17 protein-coding genes are annotated in these 20,169 nt (G+C 70.2%); 1 reads left to right on the top strand and 16 read right to left on the bottom strand.

The window, feature by feature from the left end; all coding sequences use genetic code 11:
- Positions 1-72 precede the first annotated feature (72 nt).
- The 8 genes from ABZ664_RS34465 to ABZ664_RS34500 all read right to left on the bottom strand — a co-directional run bounded on the left by ABZ664_RS34465 (position 73) and on the right by ABZ664_RS34500 (position 9,920).
- On the bottom strand, positions 73-1,263 hold the full coding sequence (locus tag ABZ664_RS34465) for an epoxyalkane--coenzyme M transferase (RefSeq protein WP_362519747.1): 1,191 nt from the start codon (positions 1,261-1,263) through the stop codon (positions 73-75).
- The gene (locus tag ABZ664_RS34470; protein WP_362519749.1) at positions 1,260-2,297 is read right to left on the bottom strand and encodes a peptidyl-alpha-hydroxyglycine alpha-amidating lyase family protein; all 1,038 of its coding nucleotides are present in this window, start codon (positions 2,295-2,297) and stop codon (positions 1,260-1,262) included. The genes ABZ664_RS34465 and ABZ664_RS34470 overlap by 4 nt, the downstream gene beginning before the upstream one ends.
- Positions 2,294-3,550 (bottom strand): amidohydrolase family protein, encoded by a 1,257-nt coding sequence (locus ABZ664_RS34475; RefSeq protein ID WP_362519752.1) that lies wholly within the window; start codon positions 3,548-3,550, stop codon positions 2,294-2,296. Before ABZ664_RS34475 ends, ABZ664_RS34470 begins: the two co-directional genes overlap by 4 nt.
- Positions 3,551-3,634: 84 nt before the next feature.
- On the bottom strand, positions 3,635-6,073 hold the full coding sequence (locus tag ABZ664_RS34480; RefSeq protein ID WP_362519754.1) for a CoA transferase: 2,439 nt from the start codon (positions 6,071-6,073) through the stop codon (positions 3,635-3,637).
- Positions 6,070-7,098 carry an ABC transporter ATP-binding protein gene (locus ABZ664_RS34485; RefSeq protein WP_362519757.1) on the bottom strand — a complete coding sequence of 343 codons (1,029 nt, stop codon included), beginning with the start codon at positions 7,096-7,098 and terminating at the stop codon, positions 6,070-6,072. Before ABZ664_RS34485 ends, ABZ664_RS34480 begins: the two co-directional genes overlap by 4 nt.
- A complete protein-coding gene (locus ABZ664_RS34490; RefSeq protein ID WP_362519760.1) occupies positions 7,091-8,122 on the bottom strand; it encodes an ABC transporter ATP-binding protein in 1,032 nt (343 codons plus the stop codon). Before ABZ664_RS34490 ends, ABZ664_RS34485 begins: the two co-directional genes overlap by 8 nt.
- Positions 8,119-8,976, bottom strand: a complete 858-nt coding sequence (locus ABZ664_RS34495; protein WP_362519763.1) for an ABC transporter permease — start codon at positions 8,974-8,976, stop codon at positions 8,119-8,121. The genes ABZ664_RS34490 and ABZ664_RS34495 overlap by 4 nt, the downstream gene beginning before the upstream one ends.
- A complete protein-coding gene (locus ABZ664_RS34500) occupies positions 8,973-9,920 on the bottom strand; it encodes an ABC transporter permease (protein WP_362519766.1) in 948 nt (315 codons plus the stop codon). Before ABZ664_RS34500 ends, ABZ664_RS34495 begins: the two co-directional genes overlap by 4 nt.
- Before the next feature lie 393 nt (positions 9,921-10,313).
- Between ABZ664_RS34500 and ABZ664_RS34505 the strand changes: the two genes are divergently transcribed.
- Positions 10,314-11,651, top strand: a complete 1,338-nt coding sequence (locus ABZ664_RS34505; RefSeq protein ID WP_362519769.1) for a helix-turn-helix domain-containing protein — start codon at positions 10,314-10,316, stop codon at positions 11,649-11,651.
- Positions 11,652-11,687: 36 nt separating this feature from the next.
- Here ABZ664_RS34505 and ABZ664_RS34510 read toward each other — a convergent pair whose 3' ends face one another.
- The 8 genes from ABZ664_RS34510 to ABZ664_RS34545 form a co-directional block, all read right to left on the bottom strand.
- Positions 11,688-12,614 (bottom strand): VOC family protein, encoded by a 927-nt coding sequence (locus ABZ664_RS34510; RefSeq protein WP_362519772.1) that lies wholly within the window; start codon positions 12,612-12,614, stop codon positions 11,688-11,690.
- Positions 12,615-12,691: 77 nt separating this feature from the next.
- Positions 12,692-13,684: a carbohydrate kinase family protein gene (locus ABZ664_RS34515; protein ID WP_362519775.1), complete on the bottom strand. Its 993-nt coding sequence runs from the start codon at positions 13,682-13,684 to the stop codon at positions 12,692-12,694.
- Positions 13,685-13,726: 42 nt separating this feature from the next.
- A complete protein-coding gene (gene purU, locus ABZ664_RS34520; protein WP_362519778.1) occupies positions 13,727-14,593 on the bottom strand; it encodes a formyltetrahydrofolate deformylase in 867 nt (288 codons plus the stop codon).
- Positions 14,590-15,831 carry a methionine adenosyltransferase gene (gene metK / locus ABZ664_RS34525; RefSeq protein WP_362519782.1) on the bottom strand — a complete coding sequence of 414 codons (1,242 nt, stop codon included), beginning with the start codon at positions 15,829-15,831 and terminating at the stop codon, positions 14,590-14,592. Before metK ends, purU begins: the two co-directional genes overlap by 4 nt.
- Complete coding sequence (locus ABZ664_RS34530) at positions 15,828-17,009, bottom strand: hypothetical protein (RefSeq protein WP_362519785.1); 1,182 nt, start codon at positions 17,007-17,009, stop codon at positions 15,828-15,830. Before ABZ664_RS34530 ends, metK begins: the two co-directional genes overlap by 4 nt.
- The gene (locus ABZ664_RS34535; protein WP_362519788.1) at positions 17,009-18,499 is read right to left on the bottom strand and encodes a hypothetical protein; all 1,491 of its coding nucleotides are present in this window, start codon (positions 18,497-18,499) and stop codon (positions 17,009-17,011) included. Before ABZ664_RS34535 ends, ABZ664_RS34530 begins: the two co-directional genes overlap by 1 nt.
- Positions 18,489-19,472 carry a methylenetetrahydrofolate reductase gene (locus tag ABZ664_RS34540; RefSeq protein WP_362519791.1) on the bottom strand — a complete coding sequence of 328 codons (984 nt, stop codon included), beginning with the start codon at positions 19,470-19,472 and terminating at the stop codon, positions 18,489-18,491. Before ABZ664_RS34540 ends, ABZ664_RS34535 begins: the two co-directional genes overlap by 11 nt.
- The gene (locus tag ABZ664_RS34545) at positions 19,469-19,972 is read right to left on the bottom strand and encodes a methylenetetrahydrofolate reductase C-terminal domain-containing protein (protein ID WP_362519794.1); all 504 of its coding nucleotides are present in this window, start codon (positions 19,970-19,972) and stop codon (positions 19,469-19,471) included. Before ABZ664_RS34545 ends, ABZ664_RS34540 begins: the two co-directional genes overlap by 4 nt.
- Positions 19,973-20,169: the final 197 nt, after the last annotated feature.

Consider the following 20,169-nt stretch of genomic DNA (forward strand, 5'->3'; position numbering starts at 1 on the left):
TCGGTGCCCCGTCTTCAGCCGTGACGCTGAATCACGCCCCCACCAGGTCCTGGACGTGAGCTGTGGACCGGCCTAGGACCGGCTGCTGGCGATCGCGGCGCCCTCCGCGAGTGCGGCGAGCTTCGCCCACACGATCTCCTCGTGGCCCACGCGCGATCCGATCCCGCAGTCGGTCCCCGCCTGCAGGTTCTCCTTGCCCACCACGCCGGCGAAGTTCGTCAGCCGCTCGGCGACGAGGAGGGGATGTTCGACCAGGTCGGTGGCGTGGCTGACCACTCCGGGGGCGAGGATCTTGCCCTCGGGCAGTTTCACGTCCTCCCACACCCGCCACTCGTGCGCGTGCCGGACGTTGCCCGACTCGATGGCGTAGGCCTGGGTGTTGACCTTGATCAGCAGGTCCGCGATGTGTTCGAGGCCGATGTCCTGCGTGTGCGGCCGGTGACCGCTGCCCCAGCAGGTGTGCATCCGGATCTGCTCGGAGGGCAGCCCGTCGATGCTGTGGTTGATCACCTCTACCGCGAACTCAAGGTAACGACGCAGGTCCTCGACCGTCCAGGTGGGGTGGAACTGCCAGGTGGTCGCGAACTCGGGCTCGTCGATCTGCAGCACCAGGCCGGCGTCGGTGACCGCCCGATACTCCTCGCGGAGCGCCTCGGCGACCGCGAACATGTACTCCTCCTCGCTCGCGTAGTGCTCGTTCCTCGCACCCGCGCCCAGGCTGAGCGGTCCCAGCGCGGCGATGAAACCGTCCACCTCCTTGCCTTCGACCGCGGTCTTCATCGCCGCGATGTCGGCCGCGATGGCGTCCTGGCCGATGTAGGTGATCGGGGAGGTGCACACCCGGCCCGACGTCGGCGGCTTCGGCACGGCGCCCGGGGTCGAGAAGCCGGGCCTCACCGGGCCTCCGGATCCGGCCAGCCAGAGGCCGGAGGCGTAGGTGCCGGGGAAGTCCGCCTTGTCGCGCGCGGCGACGTACTCGCGCTTGGGCGGGACGTTCGGGTCGATGGGCAGGGTCTCCCAACCGGTCACGCGGGCGTGGATGTAGCCGCTGTAGGCGGACAGGTTCGCGGCCTTGACGTACTCGCCGTCGTTGACGACGTCGAGGCCGCACTCCATCTGGCGGGCGACGACCTCGGCCACCGCGCTCGGCAGACGCGCGTCGACGGCCTCCTGATCGCCCTGGGCGATCAACTCGTCCAGGTCCTTGGGACGCGGCAGGTTGCCGCCGTGCGTGGTGAGAATCCGACCGTTTTCGCGCCTCATGCGTGTCTCCTAGCCAAGGTGTCTTCTCCCGCGCCGACGCGCAGGAACTTCTGCAGTTGGTGCCGGCCGCTCGACGGAGCGACCCAGCCGGGTCTGATGGCGAAGCTGTACGTCACCTCCGCGACGTACAGGTCTCCGTGTGAGTCCAGCGCGACCCCGTGCGGCGCGATGAAGTTGCCGGCCGCCGTGCGATCCGTCGTGGAGTCTCCCCACCGCTCGACCACGGCGCCGTGCCGGTCCAGCACGGTCAGCCGAGCCGGCTGGTCCTCCAGCGCCTCGCCGTGTACGAAGGACCTCTTGCCTTCCGGCCGCCACAGCTCGACGACGAACACCGAGCCGTCCGGGGCGATGGTGAGGTCGCACGGGCGCCGGATGTCGGTCCACTCCTCGATGAACTCCCCGTCCGGGGTGAAGATCTGGATCCGGTCGTTCTCGCGGTCGCCGACGAACACCCGCCCGTCCGCCGCGATGTCCAGGCAGTGCGGCAGGTGGAACCGGCCGGGACCGGTACCGGGCTCGCCCCAGGAGCCGATCAGGTCACCGGACGCGGTGAACCTGTGCACCCGGCTGTTTCCGTACCCGTCGGTCACGTAGAGGTCGCCGTTCGGGGCGACGGCGAGGTTGGTGGGCCGGTTGAACGGCCCGCCCGCGTACCGAACGCCCTCGACGCTGTGCACGTGCACCGGCCGGCCGGAGACGAACCCGGTGTCCGACGCCGTCCCGGCGGTGCCCAGCGTCATGAGCGGCTCGCCCTCGGGGGTGAACTTGCGGACCGTGTGGTCGCCCGCGTCGACGCAGTAGACGCCGCCGTCCGGCCCGACGGTCAACCCGTGCGGCGTGGTGAACAGGCCCTTTCCCCAGCTCCTGACGAAGGTGCCGTCCCGCTCGTACACGATGACCTGGCCGTCGAAGCGGGTGAACAGGTAGACGCGGTCGGCCGCGTCCACGTCGACCGCGGCCACGTCCGCGTGCCGCAGGTCGTCGGGCAACCGCTCCCAGTCGGCGTCGACCTCGAACCTCCGCCCGCCCGTCATGACGCCGCCCCTGAGGTGGAACGCGGTGCCGGCAGCCAGCCCCACGGGTGGGTGCCCCACCCGGGCGCGATCAGCTCGCCGGCCCTTACGGTCTGCACCGGCCGCAGGCCGAAGCCGCCGTGGAAGACCTCCTGTTTGGTGTCGACGAACTCGAAGTCGCCTTCGACCAGGTCGAGCACCGTGAGGTCGGCCTCCCTGCCGACCGCGACGGCGCCGAGCTCGTGTTCCGCGCCGATCGCCCGCGCCGCGTTCACCGTGGTCATCCGGACCACCTCGGACAGGCTGTAGCCCACGGCCATGAACTTGGCCATGCACTCCAGCAGCGAGTGGAAGGTCTCTCCCGCCGCGGTCAGGTCGCTGCTGATGGTGTCGGGGAGCAGCCCGAGCGTGCGTTGCTCGCTCGCGACCCGGTAGCCGAAGTTGCCCCTGCCCAGCGCGGAGTCGAGAGTGATCCCGCGCTCGCGGGCGGCGAGCAGGGCGGGCATCATCCGATCCGCCGCGTCCATCACACCGCCGTGGTTCGGCGTGCACAGATGGGTGAGGATGTCTCCCGCGTCGAGTTGCTCGATGGCGAACCGGGTGGCCGGTTCGAGCAGGTGCGGATCGGGGCGCCGCCGCGCGGACAGGTCGCCGATGTGCACCATGAGCGGGAGCCCGTGCTCCCTCGCCACCGCCTTGGTCGCGGACACGATGTCCTTGCCCCGCGTGGCGACGAGCGGCCCGACCAGCCGCAGCTTGATGCCCTGGACCAGCCCGGGATTGGCGGCGACGCACTTCGCGATGGCGACCGGGTCGATCTCGGCCAGGTCGTTGACGTCGATCATGGTGGGCATGGTGTGCGCGTAGCTGCCGATGTTCAGGTACGGGATGACCCGCGTTCTGGCGTTCGGCTGGATGTAGGCGGAGAAGACACCGATGTTGGCGACGCCGACGGATCCGGCGTCGACCAGCGTGGTGACTCCGGAACGCACACCGATGGCATCGGGGTCGCAGCCTTCCATGCCCACACCCGGGGTGATCGCGCCGTGCGCGACGTGCGTGTGGATGTCGATCAATCCGGGGACGACGTAGCGTCCGGAGCCGCTCGCGTCGATCACCCGGCGGGCCGAATCGGCGGGGATGTCCCTGCCGATGTTGGTGATACGGCCGCCGGTGACGGCGATGTCCATGACGCCGTCGAGTTCCTGCCCGGGGTCCAGAACCCGGCCGCCCTTGATCAACAGGTCGTACCGGGTGACCGGGTCGTCGCTCATCAGAGTCCTCCTGTCGGTGCCGCGCGATCGCGGCACGTCCCGCTCAGCGGGCCTGGGATGTGCTGTTCGGTTGCCGGTCGGCGGTCAGAAGTGGTCCCAGCCAGGGGGCAGCGCGGTCATCTGCACGGCCCAGCCCGCCTCGAGTTCCTCGGCCGAGTCGGCGAGCCCGATCCGGCCCAGCACCTCGCGCGCGTCGGCGCCTGGCCGGCGTACCGGGTGGCCCAGGCGCGGCGGGTTGCCGTGCACCCGGATGGCGATGCCGGGCATCACCACCTCGCCGACCTCCTCGGAGATCTGGCTGACGGTGAGCCCTCTCGATCGGGCCCACGGGTCGGTCATCAGTTCCGCGAGGGTCGTGACCGGGTGTGCGCCCAGCCCCGCCGCGGTGAGGCGGTCGGTCCATTCGCGGGCGGTGCCGGCGTGGAAGGCGGTCTCCAGGGCCTCGGCCACCGCGTCTTCGTCGGACCCGTCCAGGCCGGACAGGGCCTCCTCCAGGCCGGGGACCTCGCGGAGCGTCGGCAGGCTCCCCCGGGTCGCCCCGAGGAAGAACCACCGGTCGGCCGCCCGGTAGAACCGGTGCCACGGGTCGACCCCCAGAGCCGACGGCCCGCACGGCTCGGCCGCGGGGCGGTGCCGGCCTCGCGTCGCGGCCGGGAGCCCGGGTGCGGGGCGCACCGCGAACCTCGCCTGCTGGTAGCCGCCGGTCTGGGTGAGGGAGGTGCGCACCTGCTGGCCTTCTCCGGTCAGCTCGCGATGGTGGAGACCCACCGCGCTCGCGAAGGCGGCCATCGCGCCGGTGCCGTAGTCCAGGAGGTTGTACGGGCCCAGCACGGCCGGTCGGCCGTCGCCGCCCGTCCTGGCCATGATCCCGGTCGCGGCCTGCCCCTGGGTCTCGTACCCCCGGCGGCCGGTCCAGGGCCCGCCGTGGCCGTAGCAGCTGACGGAGACGTAGACGATGTCGGGGCGGCGGGCCCGGACGTGCTCGTAGCCGAGGCCGTAGCGTTCGGCGGTCCGCTCGGGGAAGTTGTGGGTCAGCACGTCCGCGTCGTCGATGAGGCGCCAGAGGATCTGCTGGCCCTGGCTCGACTTCACATCCACGAGGACCGTCCGCTTGCCACGGTTGACGAACCCGTGCGCGCCGACGCGCCGCTGCGGTGAGTTGATCTTGACGACGTCGGCGCCGAACTCGACGAGGATCCGTCCCGCGCTCGGCCCGGCCAGAATCTGGGTGAGGTCGACGACCCGCCGTCCCTCGTAGGGCAGACAGACCGGCTCGTCCTCGCTCCCCGCCGGCTCGTCGTGCGCCGGCTCGCTCCCCATCGGCTCGCCGCCCGCCGGCTCGTCGCGCGGCGAACCGGCGGACGGCGACGTGAGTTCGGCGAGGATCTCCGCGCGGTCCGCGCCGGGCAGGTGCCGCGGCCTGCCGGGCAGCGCGGGGGTGGCGGACAGCCACACCGCGGAGCCGGGCATCACCGTCGCGCCGAGCTCCGGATCGTCGACCACGACGGCCTGCCCGGAGGCGAGCGCGTGGTCGCTCTCCAGCCACTCGCCCAGCGTCCTGACCGCGGCGAGCGGGACGCCCGCCGCGTTGGCGAGCTCCTCCCATTCGCCCGCCGGGCGGGTCTGGAACAGCGCGGTGAGCCGGTCGTGCAGCAGCCGGCGTAGCGAGGGGTCGCGATCCATCCGGGCGCGGTCGGTCAGGCCCTCGCCCGTCCAGGCCGTCACCCCGGCCGCGTCGAGGAACCAGGTGAGGAAGCGGGGCGTCGCGCCGATCGGGTTGAACTGCACATACCTGTCGTCCGCGCAGCGGTACGTGCCACTGCCGTTGGAACTGATCGCCCGATCCGGCGGCAGCCCCTGCGCGAGCGGGTAGGCGCCGCTCCCTCCGATGGCCTCGAACATCGCGTCGAACAGCGGGACCTCGACGCGGTCACCCCGTCCGGTGCGGTGCCGGGTGGTGAGGCTCGCCACGATCGCGAAGGCGCCGCAGAACGCCGCGAAGTTGGACGCGACGGGTACCGCCGTGTAGGTCGGCCGGGTGTCGTCCCAGCCGTCCGGCGCGTGACCGGCCCGGATCCGGCAGTTGCCGGTGGCGGCCGCGACGACACCCTCCCAGCCGGGGACACCGGCGCGCGGATCGTCGGCCGCGAAGCCGGGCATCGAGCAGTAGACGAGCCGTGGGTTGCCGGCGCGCGACTCCTCCCAGCCGAGCCCGAGCCGGTCCATCACCCCTGGCCGGAAGTTCTCGACGAGGACGTCGGCCCGCCGGACGAGGTCGCGGGCGACGCCCAGGTCCGCCGCGTCCTTCAGGTCGAGGCTGATGCGCCGCTTGCCCCGGTTGAAGAACGCGTCGTCGACCGGGGGAGTGACGCCCGGACGGTCGACGTGCACGACGTCGGCCCCCTGGTCGGCGAGCATGAGCGCGGCCAGCGGTCCTGCGACGTGGTGACCGAAGTCGACGACGCGGATCCCGTGCAGGGCTCCTGAGGCTTCTGAGCCCCCTGAGACTCGGGAGGCGCTCATCGCGAGGTCTCCTGGGGCTCGCCGACCGGCGCGTCGTTCGGCGGTGGCCGGTGCAGGATGCACGCGACCCTGTGCTCGGCGCCGATCTGCAACAGGGGTGGGTCCAGGCGAGAGCACTCGTCCTGGACGACCGGGCAGCGGGTGCGAAAGCGGCAGCCCGAAGGGGGGTTCGCCGGATCGGGAAGCTCGCCGCGCAGCACGGTGCGGCGCCGCGAGCGCTGCACGTCGGGATCGGGCACCGGCACCGCCGACAGCAGCGCCTTGGTGTACGGGTGCCGCGGGTCGGTGGCGATCTGCTCCGCGGTCCCCTCCTCGACGATCCGGCCGAGGTACATCACCGCGATCCGGTGCGACAGGTGTCTGACCGTGGCGAAGTCGTGGGACACGAGGACCACCGCCTGCCCGGTGTCCTCCTGGATGGACAGCAGCAGGTTGAGGATCTCCGAGCGGGTGGACAGGTCCAGCGCGGAGGTCGGCTCGTCGGCGACGAGAACGCTCGGCGAGAGCGCCAGCGCGCGGGCGATGCAGACCCGCTGCCGCTGCCCACCGGACAGCTCGTCCGGATACCTGTCGACGAACGCCGGATCGAGGGTGACCCGGCCGAGCAGCTGGGCGGCGTGCTCACGCATCTGGCCCCGGCCGATCCGGCCGTGTACCAGGAGCGGTTCGGCGATGGCGTGGCCGATCGTCTTGGTCGGGTCGAGCGCGCCGTACGGATCCTGGAAGATGACCTGGAGCTTGCCGCGCATCTCCTTGAGCTCGCTGCCGCGCGCCCTGCTGACGTCCTTGCCCTCCACCTCGACCGTGCCCCGGTCGGGCTTGAGCAGCCGGGCCATCAGCCGGCCCACCGTCGTCTTGCCCGATCCGGACTCGCCCACGATGCCGACCGTGGTACCGGCCCGTACCTCCAGGTTGACTCCGTCGACGGCCTGGACGCTCTCCAGCGTCCGGCCCAGCAGGCCGCGGCGCAGCGGGAACGACTTGCTCAGGTCGCGCACGCGCAGAACCACACGATCCTCAGCCACGGACGGCCCCCTTCAGAATCAGGTCGCCGGAGGCGACGCGTCCGCATCGCGTGTGGCGTTCGTCGCCGATGATCGTGTCGGCCTGTGGTCGTCGGCAGAAGTCCTCGACGCTGTGCACGCAGCGAGGCTCGAACCGGCAGCCCTCGGGGAACTGACCGGCGGACGGGACCCTGCCCGGGATGACCGTCAGACCGGTCCTGGCCCGGCCCGCCTGCGGTACGGCGGCGAGCAGCGCGCTGGAGTACGGGTGCCGAGGATCGTAGAAGAGCCGGTCGACGGGGGTTCGCTCGGCGACGTGACCGGCGTACATGACGACCACGTCGTCACAGAAGTCCGCGACCACGCCGAGATCGTGCGTGACCAGCAGGACGGCCAGATCGAGGTCGCGTCGCAGGTCGCGCAGCAACTCCAGGATCTCGGCCTGGATCGTGACATCGAGGGCGGTGGTCGGTTCGTCGGCGATCAGCAGCTTCGGGTCGCAGGCGATGGCGGCCGCGATCATGACGCGTTGCTGCATGCCGCCGCTCATCTCGTGCGGGTAGGACCTGAGCCTGCGTTCGGCGTTCGGGATGCCGACCCGGCTCAGCAGCTGTCCCGCCTGCTTGAGCGCGACCGACCGCCGCTCGCCCAGGTGCAGCCTTCGCACCTCGGCGATCTGGTCGCCGACGGTCATCGTGGGGTTGAGGCTGCTCATCGGCTCCTGGAAGACCATGCCGACCGGTCCGCCGCGGATCCGGCGAAGCTGCCGCCGGTCGCAGGTGAGCAGGTCCACCCCGTCGAAGCGGATCGAGCCCGCCGAGACCCGGACGGCCGCGGGCAACAGGCCCAGGATCGCCATGGAGGTGAGCGACTTGCCGCAGCCGGACTCGCCGATCAGCGCGACCGCCTGGCCCTTGCGCACCTCGAAGGTGACGTCCTCGACCAGGCCGGGCTGTCTGGAGCCGCCGGGCAGATCGATGGTGAGGCCCTCGACGGAGAGCAGCGGCTCGGTGGCGTCGCTTCGCTGTGCCGGTCCTGCTGTCATGTACGCCTCCTGAGTCCGACGGCGTCACGGATCGAGTCACCGATCGTGTTGAACGCGAGTACGGTCAGCACCATCGCGATTCCGGGCGGCACCACCGAGAAGGGTGAGTGGAACTGGTTGGTGTACGCGGCCTTGAGCATCGAGCCCCAACTCGCGTCGGGTGGCTGGACTCCGAGACCGATGAAGCTCAGGCTCGCCTCGACCAGGAGTGCGACGCCCATCAGGATCGTGACCTGGACCAGCAGCGGAGCGGCGATGTTGGGCAGGATGTGCACCCAGAGGGTTCGCCGGGTGGACGAGCCGATCGCCACCGCCGAGTCCACGAAGGTCTCCTCCGCCACGGACATCGTCGCCCCGCGTACGACGCGGAACAGGCCGGGGGAGAAGATGATGCCGATCGCGAGCATCGCGTTGACCAGCCCCGGGCCGAGCACGGCGACGATGGCCAGCGCCCCGACGAGGGCGGGGAGGCTGAGGATCGTGTCGGCGAGCCGGCCCGTGACGCTGTCGACGACACCGCGGCGCACACCGGCCCACAGCCCGAGCGGCAGGCCGATGAGCAACGCGACGCCCACCGAGATAAGTGGGGCGACGACGGCGATGCGCGACGCCTGGATGATCCGGCTCGCGACGTCACGGCCGAACTCGTCGGTGCCGAGCAGATGCGTCAGGCTGACGTCGGCGAACCTGTTGCCGAGATCCTGGGCCTCCGGGTCGTGCGGGTAGACGAGAGGCCCGGCGACCGCGAAGAAGACGAGGATGACGACGAATCCGACGGCGACCGCGCTGGATGGTCGGCGCAGGATCGAGCGGAGGACATGTCGCGGACGGGCGCTCCGGGTGGCCATGGTCATGCCGTACGCACCTTCGGGTTGATCCAGCCGTAGGCCAGGTCCACGATGAGGTTGATCGCCACCACGATGACGGCGCTGAACAGGACGTAGCCCTGGATCATCGGATAGTTCCGTTGCAGCACCGAGTTGATGGCGAGGGAGCCGAGTCCTGAGATGCCGAACACGGCCTCCACCACGATGACTCCGCCGAGGAGCCGGCCGGCCTGCAGGCCGAGCACGGTCACCACGGGGATGGCCGCGTTACGCAGGATGTGCCGCCGGACCAGCCACATGCCCGAGGCGCCTCTGGCCCGTGCCGTGCGCACGTACGGGCGAGTGAGCACGTCGGCCACACAGCCTCGGGTGTGCCTGGCGAGCTCCGCCGCCGTGGCCACCCCGAGCGCCGTGGACGGGAGGATCACGTAGGAGAGCCACTCCCCGAACCCCTCCCTGAAGTCGACGTATCCGGTCGCGGGTAACCAGGGGTTGGCCAGCGCGAACACGGACACGAGCACCATCGCGAGCCAGAAGCTCGGCATCGCGATGCCGAGGGTGGCGAGGGCGGAGACGGTCCGGTCGATCCAGCTTCCCTGGGTGAGGCCCGCGAAGATGCCGACCGTCACACCGAGCACGACGGCGATCATGATCGCCACCAGGGTGATGACCACGGTCGGCGGCGCCGCCTCGATGATCGTGTCCGCGACGGATCTGTTGGTGAACAACGAGTTGCCGAGATCTCCCTGCAGGACGCCGGAGAACCAGTCGAAGTACCGCTCCAGGACGGGTTTGTCCAAGCCGAGTTCGACGCGGATCCTGGCCACTTCGGCCACGGTGGCGTTCTCGCCGGCGACCACCTCCGCCGGGTCGCCGGGAATCAGCTGTACCAGCAGGAAGGTGAGAATCGAAACAAGCCACAAGACCAGCAGACCGCCGCCGAGCCGGCGAATTACCATGCCTGCGCTCACCGCCACCTCCGTCCAGCGCTACGTGGAACGAAGGGTGCGCGGAGCCGGGCGAAACACTCGCCGGCTCCGTTCGTGCAACATCGATCCACTGCGCTGTTGTCCGATAATGGGACAAAATGTGCAATAGTTGTAAACGCCATGCTGCCCTGCGGTTACCTGGGCGTCAAGAGGGAGCCGTTGCGTAAATGGGCGGTTTCGGGATCGTTACCGGGCACCCGTCGCAAGGCGGTGACCACCCGAAATGCCGTCACGGTCGGACGGCCGCAGGTGTGGGCCGGTTACCACGTATAGCCGACAGGGCGAGGTAGCACTGTGTGCCGCAGCACAGGATGGAGACGTACTCTTTGTCGTCACACACATGGCAACCCCGGCGTTCGACCTTAGGATTCGCACATGGCCGCAGACTCGTCGTTAACCGGCCTCACCAGTGTCACCAGCGGGTCCACCGAGATCAGCCAGGAGAACCGGACCCTGCGTGACCTGGTGGAGATCTACCGCCGGCTGTCCGGCCTGGTCCTCCAGGACGCCGACATCGGCACGGTCGCCCACCTCGTCGCCCACCGGACCGACGTGACGGTGGCCATCATCAGCCAGAAGCTGGGCATCCTCGCCGCGGCCTCACCCGGCCAGAGCGACGACAGCGCCATCCAGTACGTTCACGACCACCTGATCCACCCCCGGCTGGCGCACATGCTCGCCAACGCCGGCAAGTCCCGCCACCCGCTCCGGCTGCCCGATCCGGCGCGCGGCCGAGCCCGCGTCGTGGCCCCGATCTTCGTCGGCGACACCGTGCCCGCCTATCTCGTCTCGCTCGTCGAGGCGGTTCCCGACCAGGGCGAGGACATCGACCTGCTGGTCGCCGAGCACGCCGCGACGATCTGCGGGGTCATCCTCGCCCGCGAGCGCGTCATCGTCTCGGCGGCGAGCCAGGTGCGTGACGACCTCGTCGAAGGGCTGCTGTCCGGGTCGGGCCGCGACAACGACGAGGTCGTGCGCTGGGCGCAGCACCTCGGCTACGACACCGAGCGTGACCACCGCGTCCTGTCGGTCATCCTCGAACCGCCCACGGGCGACCCCCAGCGCAGCGTCCTCATCGCCGACCGCGCCGCGGGCGCGACCGCCCGCCTGTTCGTCGCCCAGTCCCCGGGCGCGATCACCTCCGTACGCACGGACGAGGTGGTCGTGGTGTTGACCGAGAGTGCCACGCCGGGCTCGACCACCCGGGCGGAGCAGCTCGGCACCCTGTGCGTGCAACGACTCGGAGCGCTCTTCCCCGACGTCGGCGTCTCCATCGGCGTCGGTGGAGCGTTCCGCGAACCGGCGCACATCGCCCGCTCGTACGAGGAGGCGCGGCGGACCAACGAGGTGATCCGGCGGCTCGGCCGGCGCGGCGCCGTGGTCGCCTTCGACAAGCTCGGCATCAGCCGCCTGCTGCTCCAGGTACCCGACATCGAGACGCTGCACGAGTTCGCCGCGGACATCCTCGGCGAGGTGCTGCGCCACGAGAAGAAGCACCACTCGGAGCTCATCTCCACGCTGATGTGCTACTTCCGGGAGAACAACAGCCCGCAACGCGCGTCGAAGCTGCTGCACGTGCATCCCAACACGGTCACCTACCGGATCCACCGGATCGAGGAGATCACCGGACTGGACCTGAACACCTATCGCGACCGCCTCGCCGCGCAGGTGGCCCTGGAGATCATCGACGCCCTCGGCGGAGAGATCATGTGAGGTCCGTGCCGGACCTCCGGGCCCTCGGCGGGGAGATCATGTGAGGTCCGTGCCGGGCCTCCGGCGCCCGGCCTCAGGGGACGGATCGGCCGCCGTCACGGCGGCGGCGGCGGAATAGACGATGCCGGCGCCGGTCGACGAGTCGATGTAACGCGGGATCCAGCTCTCCTCGTCGTCGACCTGGGTCGCACCCCACCCGTAACAGAGGTTGAAGCCGGTGGAGGTGCGCACGCGGAACAGGAACATGTTGTCCGACAGCCGGCGTCCGGGGCTGACGAAGGCGTCCATCTCACTCCTGGCCAGGTCCCAGGCGATCTCCACCTCCTCCAGCGTGGTCGCCTCGATCATCAGGTGCTCCAGGCCGAGGGTCTCGCCCCCGTTGAGCAGGGCGATGCTGTGGTGGCGAGGATTGCACCGGAGGAACCACATCTCGCCGAGGTGCGCGCCGAGGTTGATCGCGTCGGACACCTTCATGCCCATCACGTCGGCATAGAAGTCGAGCCCCCGCTGGAGGTCCGGTAACCGCAGCACGACGAAGCCCAGGCCGAGCACCCCGGTGACCGTCCGTGACGTCGGCCGGTGCCCCCGGTAGGAGCCCGCCGTCTCCTCCTGGCCGACGAAGAACTCGTGCCGCAGGCCGAAGGGGTCCTCGAAGGAGATGAGCCGCTCGACCGAGCGCGCCGCCGCCAGCCGTGCCGAACCCGCCGTCACCTCGAACCCGGCGGCGGTCAGGTGTGCCGCGACGTCCTCCAGCGTCTCCTCGGCGCCGATCTCCCAGCCGAGATAGAGCAGCCGGTCGGAGTCACCCGGGTGGATCGCGAGGCGGTGCGAGCGGTCGCACCAGCGCACCCGGACCGTGCCGTCAGGAAGCCGGTAGGTCTCGAAGCCGAAGACGCGCGGGCCGAAATCCAGCCAGTCCTCCGCCGACGCGGACCGCACGCCGACGTACCCGATGCTTCGCATGCCGCATCTCCTCGCACTTCGTGGCGCACAGGGTGCGCCACGACAAGACTACGCGGCGGGGAGAACGTGGCACCGTCTCAGGTCAGGGCGGCACGCAGCACCGGCTCGATGTCAGCCGCCGCCTCCTCACCGTAGGCTTCGCGCAGGCGGGCCACGTCGGTGTCGGCGTCGATCACCCACTCCTGGGCGCCGTTCGTCTCCAGCACCAGCGTGGCGACGAGCGCCCCCAGCTGAGCGGCCCGCTCCGGCCCCAGCCCGCCGTTCCCACCGGCGAGGAAACCGGCACGGAACCCGTCGCCGACGCCGGTCGGGTCGGCGATCGTCCTGGCCGGCACCACCCCGACGTGCAGCGCGGTGCCGTCGCGCCCGGCGATCTCCACACCCCGGTCGGACAGGGTGGTCACCCGCAGGCCGACCCGGCCGGTGATCTCGTCGGCGTCCCAGCCGGTCTTGCGGATCAGCAGTTCCAGCTCGTACTCGTTGGTGAACAGGTAGCGGGCGCCGTCGACCAGGGCCCGGCACCGGTCACCGTCGAGGCGGGGGAGCTGCTGCGACGGGTCGGCGGCGAACGGTACGCCCAGCGCCCTGGCCTCCTCGGTCTGCGCGACCATCGCGTCCGGATCGCTCGCGCCCACCAGCACCAGCTCGACGCCGTACCGCTCCACGATCGGGGCGAGTGAGATGTTCTTCGTCTCCGTCATCGCCCCCGGGTAGAACGACGCGAGCTGGCACTGGTCGTCGTCGGTCGTGCAGGTGAAGCGCGGGGTGTGGGCCGTCTCGACGGTGAGGACACCGCCGCAGTCGACGCCGTGTCGTTCGAGGATCGCCCGGTAGTCGGCGAAGTCGGCGCCCACCGCTCCCACCAGCACCGGCCGTTGCCCCAGGACCCCCATCCCGAAGGCGATGTTCGCGCCGACCCCGCCACGGTGGACGACGAGATCGTCGACCAGGAAGCTCAGCGACACCCGGTCGAGCCGGTCGGCCACGAGATGGTCCGCGAAGCGGCCGGGAAAGTGCATCAGATGATCGGTGGCGATCGATCCGACCACGGCGATGGTCCCTGGGGGCACGGTTACTCCTCGGTGTGTGGATTCTGTTGCGGGCCGGCCAGGTCAGAAGACGATCGTGGTGCGGTCGTTCACCAGGACACGGTCCTCGCAGTGCCAGGTCACGGCTCTGGCCAGTACGGTCCGCTCGATGTCGGCGCCGCGCCGCGTCAGCTCGCGCGCGCTCTCGCGGTGCGAGACCCGGACGACGTCCTGCTCGATGATCGGCCCCTCGTCGAGTTCCTCGGTGGCGTAGTGCGCGGTCGCCCCGATGATCTTCACGCCGCGCTCCTTCGCCTGCTCGTACGGCCCGGCGCCGGCGAAGGCGGGCAGGAAGGAATGGTGGATGTTGATCACCGGTACGCCGATCCGGTCCAGGAAGTCACCCGAGAGGATCTGCATGTAGCGGGCGAGGACCACCAGGTCGACGTTGCCCCGCAGGAGGTCGAGCTGGCGCCGTTCGGCCTCCGGTTTGGTCGCCCTGGTCACCGGTATGTGCTCGAACGCCACCCCGAACGAGGACACCTCGTCGGCGAGGTCCGGGTGGTTGGAGACCACCTGACACACCTCGATGGGCAACTCGCCCCGGCGGGCCCGCCACAGCAGGTCGAGCAGGCAGTGGTCGTACCGCGAGACGAAGAGCGCCACCCGGGTCGGCACGGAGGCGGCGCGGAACCGGAAGTCCGCGCCGAGCCGCGCCGCGACCTCCTGCCGGAACTCGCGCTCCAGCCGGGGCAGTTCCTTGTCCAGCCCGGGCAGGTGGAACACGATGCGCAGAAAGAACCGGCCGCCCGCGGGCCCGGTGGAGTCCTGGTCGGACTGCACGATGTTGGCTCCGCGCCGGTACAGGAACGATGAGACGCAGGCGACGATGCCCGGCCGGTCGGTGCAGGACACGACCAGCCGGCCGACGTCGGGGTCCGTCCCGGTCACAGCGTCGCGGGGACGGCGTCGGCGGACAGCGCGGCGGCCCGGCGGAGCGCGTCGGCCCGATCGGTCCGCTCCCACGGCAGGTCGAGGTCCGTACGCCCGAAGTGTCCGTAGGCGGCGGTCTGGCGGTAGATGGGACTGTGCAGTCCGAGATATCTACGGAAGGCGGCGGGCCGCAGGTCGAAGTGCTCGGCCACCAGCGTCCGGATCAGCGAACGGCTCACCCGCTCGGTGCCGAACGTCTCGATGAGCACCGACACCGGCCGGGCCACCCCGATGGCGTACGCCACCTGCACCTCCGCCCGGCGGGCGAGACCGGCGGCGACCACGTTCTTGGCGACGTGACGCGCCGCGTAGGCGGCGGACCGGTCCACCTTCGAGGGGTCCTTGCCGGAGAAGGCGCCGCCGCCGTGCCGGGCGAATCCCCCGTAGGTATCGACGATGATCTTGCGTCCGGTGAGTCCCGCGTCACCCACCGGGCCGCCGATCACGAACCTGCCGGTGGGGTTGACCAGCAGGCTCCGGTGGAGCGCGTCGGCGTCGTACAGCTCGGCCGGCAGCTCAGGGGTGACGACGTGCCGCCAGAGATCCTCGCGGATCTGCTCCAGGGAGACCTCCTCGGCATGCTGGGTCGAGATCAGGACCTGCTCCACGCCGACCGGGACGTCGCCCTGGTAGCGCACCGACACCTGCGTCTTGCCGTCCGGGCGTAGGTAGCCGAGGGTCCCGTTCTTACGGACCGCGGCGAGCCTGCGGGACAGGCGGTGCGCCAGCGCGATCGGCATCGGCATGAACTCGGAGGTCTCGTCGGTGGCGTAGCCGAACATCATTCCCTGGTCACCGGCGCCGGCTCGGTCGAACTCGTCGCCGGAGCGGTCGCGGCGATGCTCGTGCGCCAGGTCGACGCCCTGCGCGATGTCGGGTGACTGCTTGTCCAGCGCCACGAGAACGGCGCACGAGTGGCCGTCGAAGCCGTAGGCCCCGTCGTCGTACCCGATCCCGTTCACGGTGTCCCGGACGATCTGCGTGTAGTCGAGCGATCGCGGGGCGGTGATCTCTCCCGCCAGGACGACCATGCCGGTGGTGATCAGGGTCTCGCAGGCGACCCGGGAGTGGGGATCAAGGGTCAGCGCCGCGTCCAGCACGGCGTCCGACACCGCGTCGGCGATCTTGTCGGGGTGTCCCTCGGTCACCGACTCGGAGGTGAACACGTAGTCGTCGTCGATTCCCAGCTGGGTCATTGCTCAGGCTCCTCGGGCGATGGTTCGAGCGGGTTCAGGTGGTGGGCGGCGCCGGTCAGCTCGGTCCGCCCTGTGGGGGCGCCGGTGGGTTCGGTTCGCACCGTGGGGGCGCCGGTCGGTTCGGTCCGCCCTGTGGCGGCACCGGTCAGTTCGGTTCGCACCATGGCGGCGCCGGCGACCATGGCCGCGAGCTTCGCCCTGGCGACAGGCGCGGAGACGTTCCGTAGCCCGCAGTCGGGATTGACGACCAGCCGGTCGGCGGGAACGAGGTCGAGCGCGCTCCGGATCCTGGACGCGACCGCCTCCGGGGTCTCCACGTCGGGGGACTTGACGTCGATGACGCCCAGCCCGATCGTGCGGTCCCAGCCGAACTTGTCGATCACCGGCAGGTCCGCGTACCCCTTGCGCGCGAACTCCAGGACGAGCTGGTCCACGTCGGCGTCGAGCACGGCGGGGAACAGGAAGTCGTAGTGGCCCTCCCACGAGGGGCGCGCGTAGCGGTTGCCGTAACAGACGTGCAGTGCCCAGGTGACGTCGACACCCTCGGTGACGACGTTGACGGCCTTGATCGCCGTTTCCACCTCGCCGGGGTAGCCGGCCAGGAAGGGTTCGTCGATCTGCAGCAGCCGCGCGCCGCGCTCGGCCAGGGCACGCGCCTCGGCGTTGAGCACGCGCGCAATCGCCATCACGAGATCGCCGGGATCGTCGTACGCCTCGTTCCGCACCCGCCGCGAGAGCGAGAACGGCCCGGTGAAGGAGAACTTGACCGGATCCGAGGTCTGTTCGGTGGTGAAGGAGAAGTCGTCGGCCAGCATCAGCGGTGCCGTGACCGCGAGCGGAAGCCGCTCGGTGACCCTGGCCTCGTAGTAGTCGAAGTAGAAGTCCTTTGACGTCCGCGGGATGTCGATGCCCGGCATCCTGGCGAGGAAGTAGTCGATGTCGTTGTCGCGGCGCAGCTCGCCGTCGGACACGATGTCGATGCCGGCGATCTCCTGGTCACGAAGTGCCGCCTTGATCGCCATGTCGTGCAGGTCCTGGAGCTGCGCGTAACTCATCCGGCCGCGGTAGTAGTCGGTCTTCAACCGCTCCATCCACTCGGGAACGGGGTAGGAGCCCACGACGCTGGTGGGGAGCAGGGGCAGGCGGCCCATGAGGTCGGCGTGGTGGAGCGCGGACATCAGTCCCTCACCTGCGCCGTCATCGTGACGATGTTCCCGCCCGCCCGATGGGCGAAGGGCGCGTAGTGCACGTCGAAGCCGTTACGCCGGCCCACATGCGCCAGCAGCGGTCCATTCACCCAGTTGACGACGGACCCCTCGTACTTCCCCGGGCCCCGGAAGTTGGTTCGATAGGCCTGTACGTCGGTGACGAACAGGTCATGACAGACGAGCCTGCCGAACGGATGCAGGAGTCGCAGGCTGTCGGCGAAGCTCGCCACCGCCCCGTTGCTGACGTGCATGCGGATGTCGGCGCCGGATTCGAGCAGGGGCCGCAGCAGCTCCCCGCTCATGGACGGCGCGAGGGAGTAGAGGTCGAGGCCGGCCAGCGGGACGTACCGCTCCTCCAGCCTGACCATGCCCCACACCGTCCGCCAGAAGGAGACGGCGGCGTCCACGTCGGCGAAACGGGTGGGGTCGGTCTCCGCCAGCAGCCCCGGCCCCAGCCGCAGCAGCCGGTGCACCAGGGCCGGCAGTTCGCCCACCGAGGCCCCCACCGACCCGGCGAGCTCGGCCACGGTGGCGTCGTCGAGGTAGGCACGGGTCTCCACCCGGTAGGTTCGGCCGCCCAGCTGGGCGACCTCGTCGGTCGGCAGGTTGTCGTAGACGTTGGAGACGTAGACGAGGAAGACCTTGTACTTCAGGAAGCCGAGCGAGGTGCACGGCATCGTCGCGTCGAGCACGAACGAGCTGATCCGCGCCCGATGCTCACCGACCGCCTCGCGGGCCAGATCGAGCACATGCTGGGAGTAGTCGCACATCATGTAGTGCAGGCGCCGGTAGTAGCCGCGCCCGTGCTCGGCGTCGAGGGCGCGAAACTCGTCCAGGAAGACCTTCGCCTGGCTGCCGTTGCCCACCCCGAGTTCGACGACATAGAGCTCCTCGGGCAGGGCGTCGCCGTCGGCCAGCACATCCCAGACCTCGAAGAGATCACCGATCACATCGCGCGCGGCGTCGCGGTTGTGCGCGTCACTCTCACCGCCCGGCAGTGCCTGCTCGTACCCTCGCCCGGTGGACTTCTCCCAGAGGTCCAGGTCCTTCCAGTAGCGGGCGTTGAAGTCCCAGACGCAGCTGCGGCTGCCGGGTCCCCAGTCCTCCAGCAGGACGCGGCCGTTCGCGCTCCCCCGCCGCAGCGCCGCGGTGACCTCCTCAAGGGAGATGACGGCACTGCGCCGTACGTCGACGGCGATCTCCACGGCGTCGTCCCTGGTGCCCAGGGGAACGATGGCGGGGCCGGGCCTCGCGCTCGGCTGCGGGCACGGCAGGATCGGCCGGACGTCGACCACCTCGCGGAAGTTCGACTTGTACTGGACCCAGTCGCACACGAACCGGACCTTGTCGAGGTCCGTGGAGCCCTCCCGCAACGCCTCGACGACGGGCGCGAGCGAGGTCATCAGGTCCAGGGGACTCGTGCCGCTGAGTTTGGAGTGAGGCCGGAAGTCAACGAGCATGACCGATGCCCTCCATGGAGTGGTGGCGGTTGTGATCGGAAAGCGCGGTCGGCGGCCGGGGGACACCGGCCCGCCGCAGGATGTCGGGCACGCCGTGCTCGTAGCCGAGCGCCATGAGATGGACGCCCGCGACATCGGGGATCGTGGCGAGCCGCTGCACGGTCTCCACGCACATCTGGATCCCCTCCTCGGCGACCCGGTCGGCGGGTACCCCGCGCAACCTCCGGTCGACGTGGTCGGGAACATGCACGCCGGGAACGGAGGTGCGCATGTACTCCAGGGCACGCAGCGAGCGGATGGGGCCGACACCGGCGATGATCTTGCAGCGTTCGGTGACGCCGAGATCCCGCAGCTCGGCCATCCACCGCTCGAACACCTCGAAGTCGAACACGTACTGCGTCTGGACGAACTCCGCACCCGCGGCCACCTTCTTGGCCAGCCGGCGGGCACGGAACCCCAGCGGAGGCGCGAACGGGTTCTCGACCGTGCCGATCGACCAGGCAGGACGGGAGGAGACGGTCCTGCCGGAGATGAGCACGCCGTCGTCCCGCAGAGTTCGCGCGGTCCAGACGAGCTGCACACCGTCGAGGTCGAAAACCGGCTTGGCCTCGGGATGGTCACCGAACCGGGGGTGGTCGCCGGTGAGCAGCAACACGTTCGGGATACCGAGGGCACCCGCCGCGAGGAGGTCCGACTGCAGGGCAAGGCGGTTGCGGTCGCGACAGGTCAGCTGCATCACCGGCTCGACCCCGGCGCGCTGGGCGAGCAGGCTGCCCGCCAAGCTCGACATCCGGACGTTCGCCCCCTGGTTGTCGGTGACGTTCGCGGCGTCGACCCAGCCCCGCAGGAGCTCCGCCTTACGCGTGACCGCCTCCGCGTCGGCCCCTCTGGGCGGGCCGATCTCGGCGGTGACGGCGAACCTGCCGGCGGCGAACGCGGCACGCAGCCCACCTCCAGGTGGCTGGACGCTCATCGCGGACTCAACCCCAGCTCGCGTCGCAGCAGCGGGCGGGGATCATCCGCGCCGGGCGCCACCCCCAGTCCGTCATCACGGCCCTGCCAGTAGTTCACCCACGAGCTGCGGTCCCACTCGCGGTGATCGACCGGACGCTGCAGCAGGTCGAGGTCGGCGCCGTGCCCACCGCCCTGCGCCCGCTCGATCGCGGTCACCCAGACGCAGACCAGATCGGGATGGACCTCACAGCGGCCGGAGGCGGACACCCCACCACACGGGCCGTTGCGCAGTTGCTTCGGGCAGGTCATCGGGCAGGTGTAGCCGGTGTCGGGCAACGCGCACTGACCGCACATGCGGCATCCGTACAGCTGTTCCTTCGCCACCCGCTCCGCGCGGGTGAACCAGCGATAGGCCCGCTGCCTGCGTTCGAGCCAGGCTCCGAACCTCCGGTACAGGGGATTCGCGACGAGGAGAGGGTGGAGGGCGTAACTGAGCCGAGCCCCGATTCGGGGGATCACGGGGCGAGGCCATCCGCCGCCGCGTGCGTTCCGCTCGTCGAAGCCCACGATCTCCTCCTTCTGGATATGCGGTCGGAAACCATCGTTGACGTGGCCGGAAAAGACGCGGCCGGATCGTTCGACGAAGTTCGTTCAACCGCTGAGATCGAGGCTGCCAGAGCGTGCGACGAGTGTCTTAGGCCCGCACACCAACACTG

It is taken from the genome of Streptosporangium sp. NPDC006930 (genome assembly GCF_040635605.1).
Lineage (GTDB): Bacteria > Actinomycetota > Actinomycetes > Streptosporangiales > Streptosporangiaceae > Streptosporangium.